Genomic DNA, 20,544 nt, shown 5'->3' on the forward strand with positions numbered 1-20,544 from the left:
CATGCAGAAGATCCTGATCATCGGCGCGACCTCGGCGATCGCCGAGTCCGTGGCGCGCCTCTATGCCGGACGCGCCGCCGCGCTCTACCTGGTCGGCCGCAGCGCCGGCAGACTCGAGGCCATCGCCGCCGACCTCCGCGTCCGCGGGGCGCAACGCGTAGACGTTGGCGTGCTCGATGTGAACGACATCAATGCCCACGAGCCGCTGCTGGATACCATCTGGGGCGCACTGGGGAGTGTAGACACCGTGCTCATCGCGCACGGCACGCTGCCCGACCAGACCGCCTGCGATGCGTCGGTCGACCTGTCGCTGCGCGAGTTCGCCACCAACGGCACCTCGACCATCGCCCTGGCCGCAGCCCTCTCCCAGCGCCTGCAGTCCGGTGCCACGCTGGCGGTCATTTCGTCGGTGGCCGGTGATCGTGGCCGTGCCAGCAATTACCTGTACGGAAGCGCCAAGGCAGCGGTCACCGCCTACCTGAGCGGTCTTGGTCAGCGCCTCCGCCCGGCCGGGGTCAACGTCCTGGTGATCAAGCCCGGATTCGTCGACACGCCAATGACCGCGGCCTTCAAGAAGGGGGCCTTGTGGGCGACGCCGGACAAGGTGGCCGCCGGTATCGCCAAGGCCATCAACAAGCGCCGTGCCGTAGTCTACGTTCCTGGCTTCTGGTGGGCGATCATGATGGTGATCAAGAACATTCCCGAATTCGTCTTTCGCAGGATCAAGCTCTGACATGACCGACAAGCACGCCAAAATCGTCATCACCGGCGCAGCCGGCCTGGTCGGGCAGAACCTGATCGTCGAGCTCAAGCAGCAGGGCTACAGCCAGTTGGTGGCAATCGACAAGCACGCGCACAACCTCGAGATCCTGCACACGCTGCACCCGGACGTGCATGTCGTCCGCGCCGACCTTGCCGAACCCGGCCCATGGGCCGCCGAGTTCACCGGTGCCGCCTGCGTGGTGCAGCTGCACGCGCAGATCACCGGCAAGACCACCGACCTGTTCGTGCGCAACAACATCACCGCCACCGATCACGTGCTCGCAGCCACGCGCACCGCGTCCGTGCCCTACATGGTGCACATCAGTTCATCGGTGGTGAACTCCGTAGCCAAGGACGACTACACCAACACCAAGCGCGAGCAGGAAGAGATGGTCGTGGCCAGTGGCCAACGCCACTGCGTGCTCCGGCCTACCCTGATGTTCGGCTGGTTCGATCCCAAGCACCTGGGCTGGCTGTCGCGCTTCATGGCAAGGACGCCGGTGTTCCCGATCCCCGGCGACGGCAAATTCATGCGCCAGCCACTATATGAGCGCGACTTCTGCCGCTGCATCGCCAAGTGCATCGAGACCGAGCCGGACGGCGAGGTCTTCGATATCGTTGGCGATACGCGCGTGGACTACGTCGACATCATCCGCACGATCAAGCGGGTGAAGAAGCTGCACACCGTGATCGTGCACATCCCGATTGGCTTCTTCGCGTTCCTGCTGAAGGTCTACAGCCTGTTCAGCAGCAAGCCTCCCTTCACCGCCGACCAGCTCAAGGCGCTCAGTGCAGGGGATGACTTCAAGGGCATCGACACCCACGCGGTCTTCGGGGTGAAGCAGACGCCGTTCGAAGAGGCGATCCGCGAGAGCTATACCGATCCGCAGTACTCGCACATCGTGCTGCAGCGCTGAACCCCATTTCCCAACTTTCCGAACAAGAATCCATCATGATGAATGACTCATCACCACCTACGACCTCCGGCCCCTTCTGGCGGAACATTCCTGTCGCCGTGATCCTGCTGATGGTCGCCGCCGTAGTTATTCGACTGGCGTTCTGGGCCTACACCGATCGCGTGTGGGAAGACGCGCTGATCACCGTCCTGCATGCCGAGAACCTCTTCCAGGTGGGCAAGCTGTCCCATTTCCGCCTGGATGACAAAGTCGTGCATGGCTTCACCAGCCCCATCAGCGTGCTGGTGCCGGTCATCGGTGGCGCCTTGGACTGGAAGGGCACCTATGCGCTGCCCTTCATCCAGTTCGTGTCGGCCCTGACCGGCGGGTTGACGGTCCTTCTCGGCTACAAGCTGATCACCCGGATCAAAGAGCCTAACCAGCTTGCCTGGATGGTGTTTACCCTTGCCTACCTGGCGTTCGAGCACCACCAGATCCTGTGGGGAATGGCGGGCATGGAGACGCAGCTGGTGGTCGCCACCATCCTGTTCGCCTTCTATGCGGCCACCACCGGGCGTGCGACGGTCATCGGCATCGCACTGGCCCTGGCCCTGTACGCGCGCCCCGATTTCGCCTTCCTCAACATCATCATCGTCGCCTACACGTTCCTGTTCGTCGGTCGGAGCCAAGCCGTCAAGGCCGTCCTGATCGGCGCGGCGCTGTACCTGCCGTGGTTGATCTTCGCGACGGTGTACTACGGTTCTCCGCTGCCCAATACCATCCTGGCCAAGGCCTACGGCTACGCTCAGCAGGACCTCTCCGCGTTCAGGAAGCTGCTCGACTTCTGGGTGCCGATGGGCCCGTCGTTCGCCGGCAATGGCACCGGCTACTGGCGTCTGTGGGACCACGGCTTCATCTCGATCGCGGTCATCTTGCTGTTCGGCTTTGGCGCTTACAGCATCTTCCGCAACCGAATCAAGCAGCTCTATGTGCCGGTGGCCTTCGTCCTGGTCTATTGGCTGTATTACGTGGTCGCCGTCAATGGCGTCTTCGGCTGGTATGTCGTGCCGGTATCGGCAGCGACAGCCTTGGTGGCGGGCTACGGCCTGGCACGGGCCATCCGCAATCGAAAGGCGGCGATCGCCGTTGCGCTGGTGTACACCGCCGCGATGGTCACCGTGCTGCCTACCACGTTCAAAGCCGAGCATGACATCCAGGCCAACATCGAAGCACCGGCTCGCGAGGCCATGGGGCGCTATCTCGGTGCCGTCATGCGGCCGCAGGACAGGGTGGGCATGGAGCCGCTGGGCTACAGCTCCTACTACTCACGCCACGTCATCATCGATTATCCGGGCCTGATCAACCCCGATGTGGTGGCCTACACCAAGGAACACCGTGCCGCCGGCCTATGCGCGCTGCTGCGCGACTTCCAGCCCGAGTATGTGGCCTTGCGCGAGCACGAATGTAAGGGATTCCCTTGGATTGCCCAGCACTACGTCGAGATCAGGAACTTCCGCAGCAATGCCGCCGCTGCCCAGAACTTCATGATCGAACACAACATCGACACGCATTTCGTTTTGTATCGACGTTCCGACGTGCCGGCCGTCGTGGTGCCGGGCCCGGCAGCGCCGGACCGTGAGCAGAAGATGGGCCTGACCGACCCCGTGTTGGCGCAGACCTCCTCGGCCAACACCGCCGCCGCCCTCGCCGTGACCGCCGTTGATCTGGAGGGGGATGTTTCAGAGCGCGGGCACAACCCGGAAGTGGGTCTGCCCTCCACCAAGGGCGATGTCCATGGGTCGTGGCAGATCAAGGGCGATGACGGCACCGGGAAGATCACCCTGTCCGCCGTGATCCCGGCCGGCATCGATGGGATTGCCATCCCCGTCCTCACCGGGCCGGCCGGAACGCACGCAAGCTTCGAGGTCATCGACGGCGGACAAGCGATCGCCCGCCTGGCCGATTCCCCGGGTCTGGCTCATTGGCGCCTTTGGAGCGTTCCACTGGCGGTTCACGATCAGCCGCGCACCATCACCATCACCGCCACCGATACCGGTCATGGCTGGGGCGAATGGGTGGCGATCGGCACACCCCATGTCGTGCAGAAGCACGACTACCTGGTCAAGCAATGACGCCATCGCAATGAATTCACCCGATCCCGCCTTCCTCAGTCTTCCTGGTTCTTGCCCATGAAAAAATTTGCCATCATCGGCGCAGGCCCCATGGGCCTGATGGCCGCCGTGAAACTCCTTGACCAGGGCCATGCGGTCACGATCTACGAGCGTGACGATCGCATTGGCGGCATGTCAGCCAACTTCGACTTCGACGGTCTGTCGATCGAGCGCTATTACCACTTCATCTGCAAGACCGACTACCCGTTGTTCTCGCTGCTGGAACGCTATGGCTTGTCCAATGCGCTGCGCTGGACCGACACCAAGATGGGGTACTTCTACCAGGGCAAGCTTTATAAGTGGGGCAACCCGTTTGCCCTGCTGGCCTTCCCCCACCTGGGTCCGATCAGCAAATTCCGCTATGCGCTGCACGTGATGTACACCAAGGGCATCAAGGACTGGACGGCGCTGGACAAGGAAGAAGCCGGCACCTGGATCCGTCGCTGGGTTGGCCAGAAGGCGTACGACGTCATGTGGAAGGATGCCTTCCGCCTGAAGTTCTTCGAGTTCAAGGACAACCTGTCGGCCAGCTGGATTGGCACGCGTATCAAGCGCGTGGCGCTGTCGCGCCGCAATCTGATGAACGAAAGCATGGGATACCTGGAAGGCGGCTCGATGACGCTGCTAGAGCGCATGGTGCAGGACATCCAGGCCCGCGGCGGCCGCATCGAGCTGTCGCGCGGCATCGACGAGGTGGTTTCGGAGAATGGCGTGGTCACTGGCGTGTCGCTAGGCGGTGAGTTCACCGCCTACGATGCGGTCATCTCCACCGCGCCGATCCAGTACGTGCCTGCGCTGGTGCCCGGGCTTCCGGCCGACTTCCGTGCCAAGGTCGCCGCGGTGCAGAACATCCCGGTTGCCTGCGTGATCCTCAAGCTCAAGCACGCGGTCAGTGAGAACTTCTGGATGAACATCAGCGACCCGGCCATCGATATCCCCGGCGTGATCGAGTACAGCAACCTCAATCCGGGCCGCGATCCCAAGCAGAAGATCCTTTACGCCCCCTTCTATATGCCCAAGACCCACCCGAAATGGCAGCGTTCCAACGCCGAATTGATCGAGGAAGTACTGGGCTACCTGTCGCGCCTGAACCCCGCGTTCCAGCGCGATTGGGTGCTGGCGTCGCACTGCCACCGTTACGATTTCGCGCAGACCATCTGCCCCCCCGGGTTCCAGGACATGCTGCCGTCGATGCGCACGCCGGTGCAGGGTTTCTTCATGGCCGACACCGCGTATTACTACCCGGAAGATCGTTCGATCAACGAGAGCATCAACACCGCCCAGGCGCTGGTCGACGAGGCACTGCGCGGATGAAGGCGTGGGTAGGCGCGGTACGCGCGCGATTAGCGGGATGGTCGGATCCCCTGCATCCGGTCTTCCTGCTGACGGTACTGCTGGTACCGATGATGGCGGTACGTGCCTACCTCGTGCTTTCCCATGGCAGCAGCAGTCCGTTCTGGGACCAATGGGATGCGGAGTTCGACAACCTACTGCTGCCATACCTGCGTGGCGAGTTGGGCATCAGCCACTTCTTTGCCGCGCACAATGAGCACCGCATCCTGTTCACGCGACTGATCTCGCTGGGACTGTTCACCGCCAACGGCAACCAGTTCGATGCCAAGGTGGAGATGCTGACGAACGTGCTGCCGCATGCAGCGGCGATCGGTGCGATGGCCTGGTTTGGCATGCGTACCCTTGCACCGTCTGCCCGTCCGCTACTGGTGCTGGGCGTATTCGCGCTGGCTGCGTCACCGCTGGACTGGGAGAACCTGATCGCAGGCTTCCAGAACCAGTTCTTCATCCTCGCACTGCTGTCCGTAGCGACGGCTTGGTTGACCTCGGCGGATGTGCTTGGCCGCAACCGCCTGATCGCAATGCTGCTATGCGCCACAACGGCGTTGTTCACCATGGCCTCGGGCGTGTTCGCCGCCGCAGCGGCGGCCGGCCTGCTCATCCATCGCCTGCTGGCCGGCGACGTCGATCGTCGCCGGGGCACCATCGGCCTGGTGCTGATGCTGGCCGTGGTCATAGCCGGCCTGCTGATGATGCCCGAGCCACCCCACGGCGATAGCTTCCACGCCCACTCGCCGGGCCAGTTCCTGCATGCCCTGAGAAACACGCTGACCTGGCCGCTTCGTCCGGATTGGATCAGCGCGGTGGTGCTGTGGGCGCCCACTGCCGCCCTTGTCGTGGTCATGCTGCGCCGGATCCTGTCCCGAAGCGGCGTGCAACGCGGTGAGCGCTTCGCATTCGCCATCGCCGGATGGGTGCTGGTCCAGGCCGTTGCAATGGCCTATTCGCGCGGGACCGAGGTGGAACACGGCGTGGCTTCACGCTACACCGACCTGCTGGCGATCGGCGTCATCAACAATCTGTGGCTGGTGCTGTACGCCACCTTCCGCAGCGACAGCCGCTGGCCGGCCTGGGCAAAGGCCATTGTGCCGGTCGTGTTCATCGGCTGGACCGCCCTGTCGATGCATTCCACCTTCATCACCGCCACGGACGGCATGGCCCAGCGCGGTGCTGCCGGTCACGAGCAGGAGCGCCTGCTGGCCAGCTACCTGCGCGATGGCGACCTGCAGGCACTGCGGGATGCACCTGGACGTTTCCCTTACCCGGATGCAGAGCGAATTGCCCGCGTGCTGTCCGCCAACGACGCGGCGGGCATGATGCCGGTAGAGATCCGCCGCGCCTTGCCCTTCTCCCTGGCCGACTGCGCCGGCATCAGCCACCCAGGCGCCTACACCTCGTTGCCTGCCCTGCCCTATGCGCTTGGCACCTACGCGCCCGGCTCGGGCGATAGCAACACGGTGGACTGCAGCAGCGCGCCCGTGGCGATAGCCGGCGGTTGGGTTGCCTATCGCCACGCGGGTTCGGGTGCGCCGTCAGTGGCGGCAACTCTGGCAGGCGAGCGGCACACTCTGGAGCTGGCAGGGCAGGGCGTGCAGGGCGAGCGCTGGAAGACGCAGCTCCGGCGGCTGCCCGCAGATCAGTACCGCCTGCGCATCGTCGACACCGATCCACACACCTGGGTAGCGGTGACCCCACCGACCCAGGTGGGCCGTCTTAGTGCAATGCGACTGTGGGCCGAGGAACGCGCTGGACGCATCCTGTACGGCGTCCTGGTGCTGGTGCTGATGCTGCTGACCTATGCCGTGGCCACGCGCCGCCCCCTCCGTGAAAGGCCCCCCGCATGAGTCGCCAGTTCCTCTTGTTCATCATCTGCGGCGGCACCGCGGCCGCGGTCAATGTCGGTAGCCGCATTCTGTTCAGCCTGGTCGTGCCATTCGAGGCGGCCGTGTGCCTAGCCTACGTCCTCGGCATGCTCACGGCATTCATCCTGAACCGGATTCTGGTCTTCAAGGGGGCTGATCGCCCGCTCGCCCACCAGGCCGCGTGGTTCGTTGCCATCAACGCAGTCAGCCTGCTGCAGACCCTGGCCATCAGCATCGTGCTCAAGCGCTGGCTGCTGCCGTGGATCCACTGGCCGCTGGACATCCCGCTCAGCGCCCATCTGGTCGGTGTCGCAGTGCCCATCTTTACCGCCTATCTGGGCCACAAGCACTTCACCTTCGCCCGCACCAAGGGGCGTGAAGCCTGAACGGCCTCCATGCGGGGCTCACCGGTCCGCAGTAGACTACCCGGTCAATCTCACCCCCCACGTTGAATGCAAGCCTATCCCAGCTCTCCCAGCCACCTGATCCGGTCATTGGTCGACAACCGACGCCTGGTGCTCGCCTTGGCAGCGCGCGAGATCGCGGCCCGGTACCGCGGCTCCCTGTTGGGCTTGGCGTGGGCACTGGTGCAGCCGATCTTCATGCTGGCGATCTATACATTCGTCTTCAGCGAGGTATTCAAGGCACGTTGGCCGGGAGGCAGTGGGTCGCGCACCGAGTTCGCGCTCGTGCTGTTCAGCGGGCTGCTGGTCTTTAACCTGTTCTCGGAAGTCTTCAATCGCGCGCCGGGCCTGATCGTCAGCAACGCGAACTACGTGAAAAAGGTAGTGTTCCCGCTGGAGGTGCTGCCCTGGGTCAGCGTGCTGACTGCGATGTTCAGCCTCGCAGTGAACCTACTTGTCTGGCTGGTGTTCTACCTGGTCTCCACCGGCCTGCCGCCGGTGAGCGCGTTGCTGGCCCCCGTCGTCATGCTGCCGATGATCCTGTTCATGACCGGCGTGGCGTGGCTGCTGTCGGCACTGGGCGTGTTCCTGCGTGACACCGCGCAGATCACCGCGATCATCACTACTGCGGTGATGTTCCTGACCCCCATCTTCTACCCGATCGATGCGATCCCGCCCTCGCTCCGACCGATCCTTAACGTCAACCCGCTCGCGCCGATCGTCGCGCAGATGCGCGACGTGCTGATCTGGGGAAAGGGCCTTGACCCGGTGGTGTACCCGATCTGCCTGTTGGTTTCCGCCGCCGTGTTTTTCCTCGGCTTCGCCTTCTTCCAGCGCACGCGCAAGGGGTTCGCCGATGTGCTCTGACATCGCGATCCAGGTGCGTGACCTGGGCAAGTGTTTCAACGTCTACGAGAAGCCGGCGCATCGCCTGATGCAGATGCTGTCGCTTGGTCGCCGCCAGTACTACCGCGAATTCTGGGCACTGCGCGAAGTCGGCTTCACCATCCATCGCGGTGAGACGGTCGGCATCATCGGGCGCAACGGCGCCGGCAAGTCGACCCTGCTGCAGATGATCTGCGGCACGCTGACGCCGACCGAAGGCGAGATCACCGTCAACGGCCGCGTGGCTGCACTGCTGGAACTGGGTGCCGGCTTCAACCCGGAGTTCTCGGGCCGAGAAAATGTATACCTCGCCGCGTCGCTGTATGGCGTGGGCAAGGAAGAAGTAACGCGCCGCTTCGCCGACATCGCCGCCTTCGCCGACATCGGTGAATTCATCGAGCAACCGGTCAAGACCTACTCCAGCGGCATGTACGTGCGCCTGGCCTTTGCGGTCATCGCCCACGTCGACGCTGACATCCTGATCATCGACGAGGCGCTCAGCGTCGGCGATGCCTACTTCCAGCAGAAGTGCATGCGGTTCCTTGCCGGCTTCCAGCGTGGCGGTGGCACCTTGCTGTTTGTGAGCCACGACATGGGCGCGGTGAATGCATTGTGCGCCTCGGCCGTTCTGCTGCGCCGCCAGGACGGGCGTTACCAGTGCGACATCGGCTCGGCGAGGGAGATTTCGGCGGTGTACCTGCGCGACCTGTACGCCGACCGGCAGGAAGCAACCGTCGCCAAGACCAGCGCCGCGCTTGGCGAGGGCACCTACGATGTCGACAATGTCGAGCCGACGCATTTCCACGCCGGCAGTTTCCGCCCGGACGTGGACAGTTTCGGTGCCGGTGGCGCGCGCATTGAGCGCGCACAGTTCACCGACGTGGATGGTAATCCTGTTTCCGAGTTCACCTCGCAGGACGACGTCCGGCTGACGATCACGGCCCGGGCCAACAAGGCGCTGGACTACCCGGCCATCGGCTTCATGCTGAAGGATCGCAAGGGCCAGTACCTGGTGGCCGAGAGCTCGGACAGTTACCTCCGGGACGAAGCCATCGCAGTCGAGCAGGACAGCACTTTCACGGTGACCTTCCAGCTGCGGCTGCCCCGCCTGATCCGTGGCGAATACAGCCTGGATCTTGCACTCGCCGAGGGACCCGGCGATGACCACGTGCAGCATCACTGGCTGCACGATGCCATCGTCCTGACCGCCCTCAATCCCCAACTTGTACACGGCATCTCTGGCGCCCAGCCGCTGGCGGTGTCGTTCCGCACTTCTCATCGCTCATGACCATCATCACTGGACGTCACGGCGTCTTCGAAACGCTCCCCGGCGATACTGTCATCGCCGACTCGCTGCGCTGGTACGGAGAATGGGCCGAGAACGAGCTGGAGCTGCTACGTCGCTTCATCTCCACCGGAGGCGTCGTGGCGGACGTGGGCTCCTTCATCGGAACCCATGCGGTCGCGCTCGCCAACGCGGTCGGCGGTATCGGCCATGTCCACGCATTCGAGCCCCGTCGCACCGCGTTCGACATCCTCCAGCGGAACATCGAGCGTAACGGGCTGGCGCAACGGGTCACCGCGCACAACGTCGGAGTTTCCGATCATCCCGGCACGATCACGCTGGATGACGCGATCGATCAGGCGCAGAACCAAGGCGGGCTGAGCCTGGTCGATGCCGGTCGCGGCTACGCCGTGCGCATCATCACGCTCGATTCGCTGCAACTGCCACGTCTGGACCTGCTCAAGATCGACGTGGAGGGCATGGAAGCACAGGTACTTGCTGGTTCCTCCGCAACTCTGCAACGGTGTCGCCCGGTGGTCTTCGCCGAGTGCAATTCGGTCGACGGTGCAGCAACCACCCTAGCCGCCGTGGCCGAAGTGGGCTACGCCGTGTACGGCGTGATCTACCCTGCATTCAATCCCGACAATTTCAACAACTGCCCGGACAACTTCCACGGCGCCAACGCCGAATGCGGCCTGTTCCTGGTCCCACAGGAGCGCGTGCCGACCGCGCCGGTCGACGGCATGCACCGGATCAACTCCCTGGAAGACGTCGTCGCGCTGTTGTTGGAAAAGCCGCAGTACCTGCCCGAGATGCTGCCGGATGCGCCGGCAGTCGAAGCAGTCCAGCGCATCCGCGCCGAGACGCTGCAGGCTAATCGGCAGGTCAGCCGTATCCTGCATGTGGTGGCTCCGTTCTACTGCAATGAACAGTTGGTCGTACCGTTCATGCGTGGCCTGCGCAGTGTTGCCGCCGAGCTGGTCGAGGCCCGCGCCTCGGTATGGCTCTACAACGACAGCCCGGACCACGAAGGGCTGCGCGCAGCGCTTGCCGATGCGGTTGCCGAAGGAATCGACGGCATCGACGTGCAAACGTTGGCCAATGACGAGAACCTCGGGTTCATCGGCACCTGCAACCGCGCATTCGACCGCGCGATCGAAGAGGGCGCCGACGTCTTCCTGCTCAATTCGGACACTGAAGTCACCGCCGGTGCGATCGCAGAGATCCTGGCGGTGTCGGCAATGGATCCGATGATCGGGTTCGTCTGCCCGCGCAGCAACAATGCGACACTTGCTACGCTCCCGCATTCTATCGAGAACGTCGACGTCTCAGCGGAGAAGGCGCGCGACTTGTTCCTGCCGATCGCGCGACGCCTGCCGCGCTTCTCGTTCATTCCTACCGCGGTCGGCTTCGCGCTGTGGATCCGCGGCACCCTGCTTGCCGAGTTCGGTCGCTTCGACACCGTCTACGGCAAGGGCTACAACGAAGAGAACGACCTGATCATGCGCGCCAACCGGGCCGGCTATCGCGCCGTGCTCGCCAACCGCGCCTTTGTCTGGCACCAGGGAGAGCAGTCGTTCTCCACCACGAACCAGCAGCGCTCCGAGCGCGAGACGGTAAACGCTGACATCCTGCGCCAGCGCTACCCGGAGTACGACCCGCTCATCTATCGCTACTTCACCTCGCCGGAGTATCGGGCCGAGCGGCTGCTGGAAGCACTGGACCCGGTGAATGGGCAGCGCATCATCGCCTTCGATTTCTCGTCCTTCGGCCCCTTCCACAACGGCACGTTCGAATCCGGTGTAAAGCTGTTGTCGGCTGCGCAACGTGCCTGGCCCCGGGATACCCGCATCGCTGTATACATCAGCGAGCAGGCGTGGGCATTCCATGGGCTGGACCGGCTGCGCGACATCGTGCGCATCGAACCGGGCGATCAACGCACCAAGGTCGCTGCCGTCGTACGGATCGGCCAGCCGTACCAGCTTGGCACCCTGGTGCACCTGTTCGAATCGGCGCCGGTCGTGGGCATCTTCATGCTCGACACCATCTCGACCGATTGCGGTTACCTGTCGTTGGACTTCGACGACGGCATCTGGCGCTTTGCCTTTGAGAACATGAGCGTGTTGTTCACCAACTCGCGCTTCACTCTCGACCGCATCCGCCTGCGCTATCCGATCGGTCCATCCACCCTGCAGCAGGTGTCGCTGCATTCGATGGATCCGGCCGACTATGCAACGTACCAGCCGACCGATTCGGAGGGGTCACACATTCTGGTGATCGGCAACCACTACACGCACAAGTTCGTGCGGGCGACCACCGATGCCCTTGCTGCCGCCCTGCCGGGGCAGCAGATCATCGCCATTGGCTATCCCGACGACATCGAGCTGCCCGCCAACGTTCAGTCGTTCAAGGCCGGTAACATCGATGAGGATACCTTCCGGTCGTTCTATCGCGATGCGCGGGTGGTGGTGTTCCCCAGCCACTACGAGGGGTTCGGGTTCCCAGTGCTGCACGCGCTGGCCCACCGCCGCCCGGTGCTGGTCCGCGACAGCCTCCTGAATCGCGAGCTTGCCGGGCATATCACCACCTCGGCAAATATCCATTCCTACGAAACCACGCGCGAGCTGGTGCAGACCCTGCAGGACGCGATGCCGTCATGGACGGACGAGCGTCGCGCCGGTGAGGTGGATGGGTGGCAACGTTCGGCGCTGGAGGTCCACGCTGCACTGACGTCGGCGATGAATCTCGCCACCGGCAGGCAGGTTGCCTCGGTGCTGCGCCGACTCGACGCGCTCAAGCGCCCGACCGTCGTATCCGCGGAGATTCCCACCTCCGGCCAGCGTGTCGGCCGCCGGCTGGGGCGCATCATTGATCGCCTGCTAACGATCCCGGGCGCGGCGCCTGCGGCCCGCCTGGCCGCCCGGATCTATCGCAGCATCGCCCGCTGACGCGGATACGAGCGGGGCTGAGCCACTTGCGCCGCCCCGCCCCGCTCGCCCCGGCCTGCGCCGGGGCCTCCCGCAGGATTCAGCCCCGCAGCGCCTGCTCCAGATCCACCTGCAGATCCCCCAACTCCTCAACCCCCACGCTCAGCCGCACCAGCGCATCGCTGATGCCCAGCTGCGCGCGGCGCTCCACCGGGATCGACGCATGCGTCATCACCGCCGGGTGGTTGACCAGGCTTTCCACCCCGCCCAGCGATTCGGCCAGGGTGAACAGCTCGGTCTTCTCGCAGAAGCGCTTGGCCGCCTCGTAGCCGCCCTTGAGCACGATCGAGACGATGCCGCCGTAGCCGTTCATCTGGCGCGTGGCCAGCTCGTGCTGCGGGTGGCTGGTCAGGCCCGGGTAGATCACCTTTTCCACTGCCGGGTGGGTGTCCAGCCACTGGGCCAGCGCCAGCGCGTTGGCGCAATGGGCCTTCATGCGCAGCGGCAGGGTCTTCAGGCCGCGCAGGGCCAGGAAGCTGTCGAACGGGCCCTGCACGCCCCCGATGGAGTTCTGCAGGAAGGCCATCTGCTCGGCCAGCTCGGCGTTGTCGCCGACCACCACCATGCCGCCGACCATGTCCGAGTGCCCATTGAGGTACTTGGTGGCCGAGTGCAGGACCAGGTCGGCGCCCAGCTCCAGCGGGCGCTGCAGCATCGGCGAGGCGAACGTGTTGTCGACCACCACGATCAGGCCATGGCGCTTGGCGATGGCGGCCACTGCGGCGATGTCCACGATCTTGAGCATCGGGTTGGTCGGGGTTTCGATCCAGACCATCTTCGTCTGCGGGGTGATCGAGGCCTCGAAGGCGGCCGGGTCGGTCAGGTCGACGAAGCTGAACTGCAGGTTGGCGGTGCGCTTACGCACGCGCTCGAACAGGCGGAAGGTGCCGCCGTAGATGTCGTCCATCGCCACCACGTGGCTGCCGGCATCCAGCAGTTCCATCACCGTGGAGCTGGCGGCCATGCCCGAGGCGAACGCGAAGCCGCGGCTGCCGCCTTCCAGGGTGGCCACGCAGCGCTCGTAGGCGAAGCGGGTGGGGTTGTGGGTGCGCGAGTACTCGAAGCCCTGGTGCTCGCCGGGGCTGGACTGGGCGTAGGTGGAGGTCGCGTAGATCGGCGGCATCACCGCGCCGGTGCTCGGATCCGGCGACTGCCCGCCGTGGATGGCCAGGGTAGCCAGGGCAAGCGCACGGTTGCCGTGCCCGGAGGAAGCGTGGTCGGACATGTTGTTTCCCAGCAATGGAGAGCCCCGGAAGGGGCTCCCGCAAAAGGAGCGGAAGTCTATCAGCGGCGGCTTAATCGGCCGTTGACGCGGATAAACGCTGATTCACGGCGGCGCCGGCCGGCGCCGGGCGGTTACTGGACCCGGCGGCGCAGGTAGTTCAGCAGGTCGATCCGGGTGATCAGGCCCAGGAAGGTGCCGCTGTCCATGACGATGGCGACCTGGCCGCGGTCGAACACCGGCAGCAGGGCCTCGATCGGCGACTTCACGTCCAGCCGGTCCAGCTTGCTGACCATCGCGGTGGCGACCGGGTCGCGGAAGCGGGCTTCGTCCCCGTAGACATGCAACAGCACGTCGCTTTCGTCCACGATGCCGACCAGCTGGTCGCCGTCCATCACCGGCAGCTGCGACACGTCATACAGCTTCATGCGCTGGTAGGCGGTGGTCAGCAGGTCGTTCGGCCCGATCACGACGGTGTCGCGCTGGCCGTACGGACGCAGGATGAGGTCGCGCAGGTCGCCCGACTGCGGGCGCTCCAGGAAGCCGTTGTCCAGCATCCAGTAGTCGTTGTACATCTTGGACAGGTACTTGTTGCCGGTGTCGCAGACCAGCACCAGCACCTTCTTCGGGGTGGTCTGCTCCTTGCAGTACTTCAGCGCGGCGGCCAGCAGGGTGCCGGTGGACGAGCCACCGAGGATGCCTTCCTTGCCCAGCAGCTCGCGCGCGGTATGGAAGCTCTCGGCGTCGCTGATCGCGTAGGCCTTGGTGACCCGGCTGAAGTCGGCGATCGAGGGCAGGAAGTCCTCGCCGATGCCTTCCACCAGCCAGCTGCCGGACTTGTCGTTGAGCACGCCGTCGTTGATGTACTCGGCCAGGATCGAGCCGACCGGGTCGGCCAGCACCAGCTCGGTCTTGGGCGAGGCGGTGGCGAAGGCGCGCGACAGGCCGGTCATGGTGCCCGAGCTGCCGCAGCCGAACACGATCGCGTCCAGGTCGCCGTCCATCTGGGCCAGGATTTCCGGGCCGGTGCCGAATTCATGCGCGGCCGGGTTGTCCGGGTTGCCGAACTGGTTGATGAAGTAGGCGCCCGGGGTTTCCTCGGCCACGCGCTTGGCCATGTCCTGGTAGTACTCCGGATGGCCCTTGGCCACGTCCGACCGGGTCAGGCGCACTTCGGCACCCATCGCCTTGAGGTTGAAGATCTTCTCGCGGCTCATCTTGTCCGGCACGACCAGGATCAGCTTGTAGCCCTTCTGCTGGGCGACCAGCGCCAGGCCCAGGCCGGTGTTGCCGGCGGTGCCCTCGACCAGGGTCGCGCCCGGCGCGAGCTCGCCACGCTTTTCAGCCGCTTCGATCATCGACAGGCCGATGCGGTCCTTGATCGACCCTCCGGGATTGGCGCTTTCGAGCTTGAGGTAAAGCTCGCAGACGCCGGTGTCCAGGCGCTGGGCCTTGACGATCGGGGTCTGGCCAATGAGGTCGAGTACGGAGGAGTGGATTGCCATCGGTTCACATCGATTCGCGCCGCAAGGCGGCCGGACCGGTGATTATCCGACGGTTGGCGTCGAAAGTCAGGTTGCCGCGCTCCAGAGCCGGTGCCCGGCGGGAAACGCACGCACGTGCCGGCCCGGAAAGAGCGACGCGGACGGCGCCCGTCGACGAGGAGACGGACGCCGCCCGCGGCGGTCGGTGGCGGGTACCGGCGGCAGGCCGGCACCCTTGAGGCGTCAATGCGTGGGGGAGTTGTACATCCTTTCCAGCTTCTGCTTGGCCAGCAGCTTCTCACGCTTCATCTGGCCCAAGGTGAGATCGTCTATCGGAAGTACACCCAGCTGGGCATCCGTGCACTTTTTATTCAACTTCTGGTGCCGCTCGTAAAGTGCCTTGAATTCCGGGTCACGCTTGCGGCGTGCATCGATCTCGCTCTGGGGCTGACCTTCGAACATGATGAACCTCCTATCGCTGTCTTGCAGAAACAAGAACGCCCCGGCCTTACGGCACGGGGCGTTGCTTTTGGGCGGAGCGCCAGACGATGACCGCGACCGAACCCGCGTGCGCAACCGGGACTGCCCGGACTGCAGACTGCTGTGGTTCGTGCCCTCGGTTCATCGGCCCGGCCCTCCAATCGTCCGGGTCGCGGAAGGCAACCCGGACAACTGACCCTACGCTTGGTCGGGAGGGTCTTCAAGCGTTTCATTTGAAATGGTCGACGCGTGCCAGCAAAGGTTCAGGCTGAACACGCAGAACAACGAAAATTAAACGAAAACAAGAAGTTGCGTCACAACCATCGGTCATGACCGATACCTCGTCCGGCATCAGGGCGCGATGATCACCTCGGCCGAGCGGGCCTTGGTGGCCGCGGCCTTCTTGCCGCTCACCTGCAACCGGCTGGCGCTGACGCCTGCAGCCACCAGCGCATCGCGCAGCGCCTGGGCGCGCTGTTCGCCGACCCCGGCCGCGGCGTCGTAGGCCTCGATCCGGACCCGGCCCTTCTTGCCGATGTTCAGGTATTCGGCCAGCGCCTTGGCCTGGCCCTTGGCGCCACCGGACAGGCTGCCCTTGCCGGCCGCGAAGGCGTCGCCGTTGAAGGTGAAGACTTCGCCACGGGTGTCGAACTTCGAGCCCGGCAGCTTGCTGCCCGCCACCAGTTCGGCTTCCTCGCGGGCCAGCTTGGCCGCGCTCTGCTGGGCTGCGCTGAGCCGGGCGGTCTGCTTGCCGGCCACGCTGGTCAGCGCGGTCTCGGCGTCCTGGCGGGCCAGGGCCTCCTGCTCGGCGGCCAGGCGCAGGCGCTCGCTTTCCTCGGCCTGGATCTGCGCCTGCACGCGCAGGCGCTCGGCCTCCTGGCGGGCGCGCTGGGCGTCCCGGCGGCTGGCCTCGATCAGCAGCTCGCTGCGGGTGCGCTCAAGCTGGTCGACCTCGCGCTGGGCCAGGGCGGCGCGCACGCTGGTTTCGGCGATCTCGACCCGGCGCTCGGCCAGGTAGCGGGCCTGGTCCAGGTCGCGGCGCTTGGCCTTGGCCAGCTCGGCCACGGCCTGCTGGGCCTGCAGGCGCTCGAAGGCGGCCAACTGCGACGCATCCGGGTTGGCCTGGATGGCCATCAGGCGCTGGGTGAGCTGGGCCACGGCCGGGTCTTCGGCGGCCTGGGCCAGCAGCGGCAGGGCCAGGCCGGCGGCCAGCACCAGGGTGGACGCGCGCAGCATGCGCGACTTCTTCGGTGCGACGGTCATCAACGGTTCTCCCCGGTGGCGAGCTGGCGTTGCAGCTGGGTCACCTCATTGCGGCGCAGTTGCAACTGGGCGGTGGCGGTGGCTTCTTCGCTGCGGGCGCGGGCCAGGTCGGCATCCACCGTGGCGCGAACGGCCAGGGCCGGGGCGTTCTTGCGCTCGCGGCGGTCACCGGCGGCGCGCTGCGCCTGTTCCAGCCCTTGCCGGGCCACGGCGATCAGGTCCGGGGCGTACTGGTCGGCATCGGCCTGGGTGGCCTTGTCGACCGCTTGCCGGGCCTGCATCAGCTCCAGCGCGCCCTCCTGGGCCTGGGCGGTACCGGCGAACGCGAGTGTGCACACCGTCACGCATATCAGCAGGGTGAGGTACGGGACACGTCGTATTTGTGCGAAGCTAGGATTCATTGGGGGTGCCGTCGCCAGAAGTAGGAGCGCGGCCATTGTCGGAAGCCTGCGGCGTGCTTGCAATGGCACGCGGCCGATTGTTGGGGAAACATTTCGCATGGATATCGGCTATTTCCTGAAGCTGATGACCGAAAAGAACGCGTCGGACATGTTCTTGACCACCGGAGCCCCGGTCTACATCAAGATCGAGGGCAAGCTGTACCCGTTGGGCAACACCGGCCTGCCGCCGGGCATGGTCAAGAAGATCGCCTACTCGCTGATGGACGAGGGCCAGGTGCCCGAGTTCGAGCGCGAGCTGGAGCTCAACATGGCCATCGCCCTGCCCGACGCCGGGCGCTTCCGCGTGAACGTCTTCAAGCAGCGTGGCGAGGTTGGCATGGTGATCCGTGCGATCCGCAGCAAGATCCCCAGCATCGAAGAGCTCAACCTGCCGCAGGTGCTCAAGGACGTCATCATGACGCCGCGCGGGCTGGTGCTGGTGGTCGGCTCGACCGGTTCGGGCAAGTCGACCTCGCTGGCGTCGATGATCGACCACCGCAACAGCACCACGACCGGGCACATCCTCACCATCGAGGACCCGATCGAGTACCTGCACAAGCACAAGATGTCCATCGTCAACCAGCGCGAGGTGGGGCTGGATACGCATGCCTTCCACAACGCGTTGAAGAACGCGATGCGAGAAGCGCCGGACGTGATCCTGATCGGCGAAATCCTGGATGCCGAAACCATGGAGGCGGCCATCGCCTTCGCCGAGACCGGGCACCTGTGCCTGGCCACGCTGCACTCCAACAACGCCGACCAGACGATCGAGCGCATCCTCAACTTCTTCCCGGAAAGCGCGCATCGCAACGTGCTGATGAACCTGTCGTTGAACCTGCGCGCGGTGGTGTCCCAGCGCCTGGTCAAGGGCAAGGACGGGCGCCGCCTGCCGGCCACCGAGGTGTTGATCAACACCCCGATGATCCGCGACCTGCTGCGCCGCGGCCAGGTGCACGAGGTCAAGGCGGCGATGGAAGCCTCGCTGGAAGAAGGCATGGAGAGCTTCGACCAGTGCCTGTTCCGGATGGCCAAGAACGGCATCATCGAGCAGGAGGAAGCGCTGCGCGCGGCCGACTCGCGCGATGGCCTGGCGTTGAAGTTCCGCCTCTCCGAAGGCGGCAGCGGCGAGCACGATCCGTACGCGGACTTCTCGGCCAACAGCGCACCGGCGGCGATCACCCACGGCTTCTGAGGGGGGCGCGGAGCCACGCATGGCGTGGCTCTGCCGATACCGGTTTCGAACAATGATGTTGAGAGCCGGCCAACGGCCGGCACGACCGCGTCCGTTGCCGCCGGTCAGGCGGCGTCGGGCTGGTGTTCCGGGCGCGCGGCGTCGAAGGCTGGCAGGGCCAGGCAGGCCGCGTCGATCCGGGCCAGGGTCGGGTACGGCGCCATGTCCACGTTGAAGCGCCGCGCGTTGTACAGCTGCGGCACCAGGCAGCAGTCGGCCAGGCCGGGGCTGTCGCCGTGGCAGAAGCGCCCGGTATCGACCGATTCGACCAGCATCCGTTCCATGGCCTCGAAGCCCACCTGCATCCAGTGCCGGGTCCAGTCGTCGCGCTCGGGCTGCGGCACGCTCCAGGTATCGCTGAAGAACTGCATCACCCGCAGGTTGTTGAGCGGGTGGATGTCGCAGGCCAGCAGTTGCGCCAGCGCACGCACCCGCGCCCGCCCGGCGGCATCGTCGGGCAGCAGCGCCGGCAGCGGGAACACCTCGTCCAGGTAGTCCAGGATCGCCATCGACTGGTGCAGCACCTGGCCGTCATGCCGCAGCGTGGGCACCAGTTCCTGCGGGTTGAGCGCGGCGTAGCCTTCACTGTGCTGCTGGCCACCGTCGCGCAGCAGGTGCACCGGGGTGATCCGGTACGGCAGCTGCTTGAGGTTCAACCCGATCCGCACGCGATAGGCCGCGCTGGACCGCCAGTAGCTGAACAGTTCGATCGCGGTGTCTGCGCTGGCGACGGTGGCGTTCAGGGCTTGGCGGCCTGTTCGATGCGCTGCTCGATGGCCCCGAAGATGCTCTCGCCGGCGGCGTCGAGCATTTCGATACGGACCACGTCGCCGAAGGACATGAACGGCGTGCTCGGCTTGCCGTCGCGGAGGGTTTCCACGGTGCGCTGCTCGGCGAAGCACGAGGCCCCCTTGCTGGTGTCCTCGTTGGCGATGGTGCCCGAGCCGACGATCGCACCGGCGCCCAGCGGGCGGGTCTTGGCCGCATGCGCGACCAGCTGGGCGAAGTTGAACTGCATGTCCACGCCGGCTTCCGGGGCGCCAAACCATTCGCCATTGATATGGGTCAGCAGCGGCAGGTGCACCTTGCTGTCCTGCCAGGCCTCGCCCAGCTCATCGGGGGTGACGAATACCGGCGACAGCGCCGAGCGCGGCTTGGACTGCAGGAAGCCGAAGCCCTTGGCCAGCTCGCCCGGGATGAGGTTGCGCAGCGAGACGTCGTTGACCAGGCCGACCAGCTGGATGTGGCCGGCGGCCTGTTCCGGGGTCGCCGCCATCGGCACGTCGTCGGTGACCACCACGATCTCCGCCTCCAGGTCGATGCCGTACTCCTCGCTGACCACCTTGACCGCGTCGCGCGGGCCGTAGAACCCGGCGCTGGTGGCCTGGTACATCAGCGGGTCGGTGTAGAAGCTTTCCGGCACCTCGGCGCCACGGGCACGGCGCACGCGCGCCACGTGCGGCAGGTAGGCGCTGCCGTCCACGAACTCATACGCCCGCGGCAGCGGCGCGGCCAGCGCCTGCAGGTCGATGTCGAACACGCCGTCGGCGCTGCCATCGTTGAGCGATTCGTACAGCGCGTTCAGGCGCGGCGCCAGGTGGCTCCAGTCTTCCAGCGCCTGCTGCAGGGTGGTGGCGATGCCGGTGGCGCGCACGCCATGGCGCAGGTCGCGCGAGACCACGATCAGGGTGCCGTCGCGGCCGCCTTCCTTCAAAGAACCAAGCTTCATGGGTGGGTATCCGGGATCGCGAAAATAGGTTTCAAGTGTAATCAAATGCGCGACACGGTCACCAGCTGCACCGCCGCATCGCCCACCCTA

The 20,544-nt window shown here is 65.3% G+C and carries 17 protein-coding genes; 10 read left to right on the plus strand and 7 right to left on the minus strand.

Features of this window, described 5'->3' with window-relative positions:
• Position 1: 1 nt before the first annotated feature.
• The 9 genes from M2421_RS12440 (at position 2) to M2421_RS12480 (ending at position 12,566) form a co-directional block, all read left to right on the plus strand.
• The gene (locus tag M2421_RS12440; RefSeq protein WP_259207098.1) at positions 2-733 is read left to right on the plus strand and encodes an SDR family oxidoreductase; all 732 of its coding nucleotides are present in this window, start codon (positions 2-4) and stop codon (positions 731-733) included.
• A gap of 1 nt (position 734) precedes the next feature.
• Positions 735-1,679: an NAD-dependent epimerase/dehydratase family protein gene (locus M2421_RS12445; protein ID WP_259207100.1), complete on the plus strand. Its 945-nt coding sequence runs from the start codon at positions 735-737 to the stop codon at positions 1,677-1,679.
• A gap of 98 nt (positions 1,680-1,777) precedes the next feature.
• On the plus strand, positions 1,778-3,790 hold the full coding sequence (locus M2421_RS12450) for a hypothetical protein (RefSeq protein ID WP_259207101.1): 2,013 nt from the start codon (positions 1,778-1,780) through the stop codon (positions 3,788-3,790).
• A 57-nt stretch (positions 3,791-3,847) separates the two neighbouring features.
• Positions 3,848-5,143 carry an NAD(P)/FAD-dependent oxidoreductase gene (locus tag M2421_RS12455; protein WP_259207104.1) on the plus strand — a complete coding sequence of 432 codons (1,296 nt, stop codon included), beginning with the start codon at positions 3,848-3,850 and terminating at the stop codon, positions 5,141-5,143.
• Positions 5,140-7,026 carry a hypothetical protein gene (locus M2421_RS12460; RefSeq protein ID WP_259207106.1) on the plus strand — a complete coding sequence of 629 codons (1,887 nt, stop codon included), beginning with the start codon at positions 5,140-5,142 and terminating at the stop codon, positions 7,024-7,026. The genes M2421_RS12455 and M2421_RS12460 overlap by 4 nt, the downstream gene beginning before the upstream one ends.
• A complete protein-coding gene (locus M2421_RS12465) occupies positions 7,023-7,430 on the plus strand; it encodes a GtrA family protein (RefSeq protein WP_259207109.1) in 408 nt (135 codons plus the stop codon). Before M2421_RS12460 ends, M2421_RS12465 begins: the two co-directional genes overlap by 4 nt.
• Positions 7,431-7,496: 66 nt before the next feature.
• Positions 7,497-8,315, plus strand: a complete 819-nt coding sequence (locus M2421_RS12470; protein WP_259207111.1) for an ABC transporter permease — start codon at positions 7,497-7,499, stop codon at positions 8,313-8,315.
• Entirely contained in the window at positions 8,305-9,621 is a 1,317-nt protein-coding gene (locus M2421_RS12475) for an ABC transporter ATP-binding protein (protein ID WP_259207113.1), read from the plus strand. The genes M2421_RS12470 and M2421_RS12475 overlap by 11 nt, the downstream gene beginning before the upstream one ends.
• The gene (locus tag M2421_RS12480; protein WP_259207115.1) at positions 9,618-12,566 is read left to right on the plus strand and encodes an FkbM family methyltransferase; all 2,949 of its coding nucleotides are present in this window, start codon (positions 9,618-9,620) and stop codon (positions 12,564-12,566) included. The genes M2421_RS12475 and M2421_RS12480 overlap by 4 nt, the downstream gene beginning before the upstream one ends.
• 79 nt (positions 12,567-12,645) lie before the next feature.
• Here the strand turns inward: M2421_RS12480 and M2421_RS12485 are convergent, their stop codons facing one another.
• The 5 genes from M2421_RS12485 to M2421_RS12505 form a co-directional block, all read right to left on the minus strand.
• Positions 12,646-13,830 carry a cystathionine gamma-synthase gene (locus M2421_RS12485; RefSeq protein WP_259207118.1) on the minus strand — a complete coding sequence of 395 codons (1,185 nt, stop codon included), beginning with the start codon at positions 13,828-13,830 and terminating at the stop codon, positions 12,646-12,648.
• Between the two features lie 131 nt (positions 13,831-13,961).
• Positions 13,962-15,332 carry a pyridoxal-phosphate dependent enzyme gene (locus M2421_RS12490; protein WP_259207120.1) on the minus strand — a complete coding sequence of 457 codons (1,371 nt, stop codon included), beginning with the start codon at positions 15,330-15,332 and terminating at the stop codon, positions 13,962-13,964.
• 222 nt (positions 15,333-15,554) lie between these two features.
• Complete coding sequence (locus M2421_RS12495; protein WP_259207122.1) at positions 15,555-15,773, minus strand: YdcH family protein; 219 nt, start codon at positions 15,771-15,773, stop codon at positions 15,555-15,557.
• A gap of 369 nt (positions 15,774-16,142) precedes the next feature.
• A complete protein-coding gene (locus M2421_RS12500) occupies positions 16,143-17,027 on the minus strand; it encodes a hypothetical protein (protein WP_259207416.1) in 885 nt (294 codons plus the stop codon).
• 26 nt (positions 17,028-17,053) lie between these two features.
• Complete coding sequence (locus M2421_RS12505) at positions 17,054-17,398, minus strand: DUF4398 domain-containing protein (protein WP_259207124.1); 345 nt, start codon at positions 17,396-17,398, stop codon at positions 17,054-17,056.
• Between the two features lie 154 nt (positions 17,399-17,552).
• Here M2421_RS12505 and M2421_RS12510 point away from each other — a divergent pair, with 154 nt between their 5' ends.
• Positions 17,553-18,686 (plus strand): PilT/PilU family type 4a pilus ATPase, encoded by a 1,134-nt coding sequence (locus M2421_RS12510; protein WP_259207126.1) that lies wholly within the window; start codon positions 17,553-17,555, stop codon positions 18,684-18,686.
• Positions 18,687-18,790: 104 nt separating this feature from the next.
• Here M2421_RS12510 and maiA read toward each other — a convergent pair whose 3' ends face one another.
• Together maiA and M2421_RS12520 are read right to left on the minus strand one after the other, a co-directional pair.
• Entirely contained in the window at positions 18,791-19,435 is a 645-nt protein-coding gene (maiA, locus tag M2421_RS12515; RefSeq protein WP_259207417.1) for a maleylacetoacetate isomerase, read from the minus strand.
• 29 nt (positions 19,436-19,464) lie between these two features.
• On the minus strand, positions 19,465-20,454 hold the full coding sequence (locus M2421_RS12520) for a fumarylacetoacetate hydrolase family protein (protein WP_259207128.1): 990 nt from the start codon (positions 20,452-20,454) through the stop codon (positions 19,465-19,467).
• Positions 20,455-20,544 lie beyond the last annotated feature (90 nt).

Origin of the sequence: Stenotrophomonas sp. BIGb0135 (assembly GCF_024810105.1) — a bacterium.
Taxonomy (GTDB): domain Bacteria; phylum Pseudomonadota; class Gammaproteobacteria; order Xanthomonadales; family Xanthomonadaceae; genus Stenotrophomonas; species Stenotrophomonas maltophilia_AB.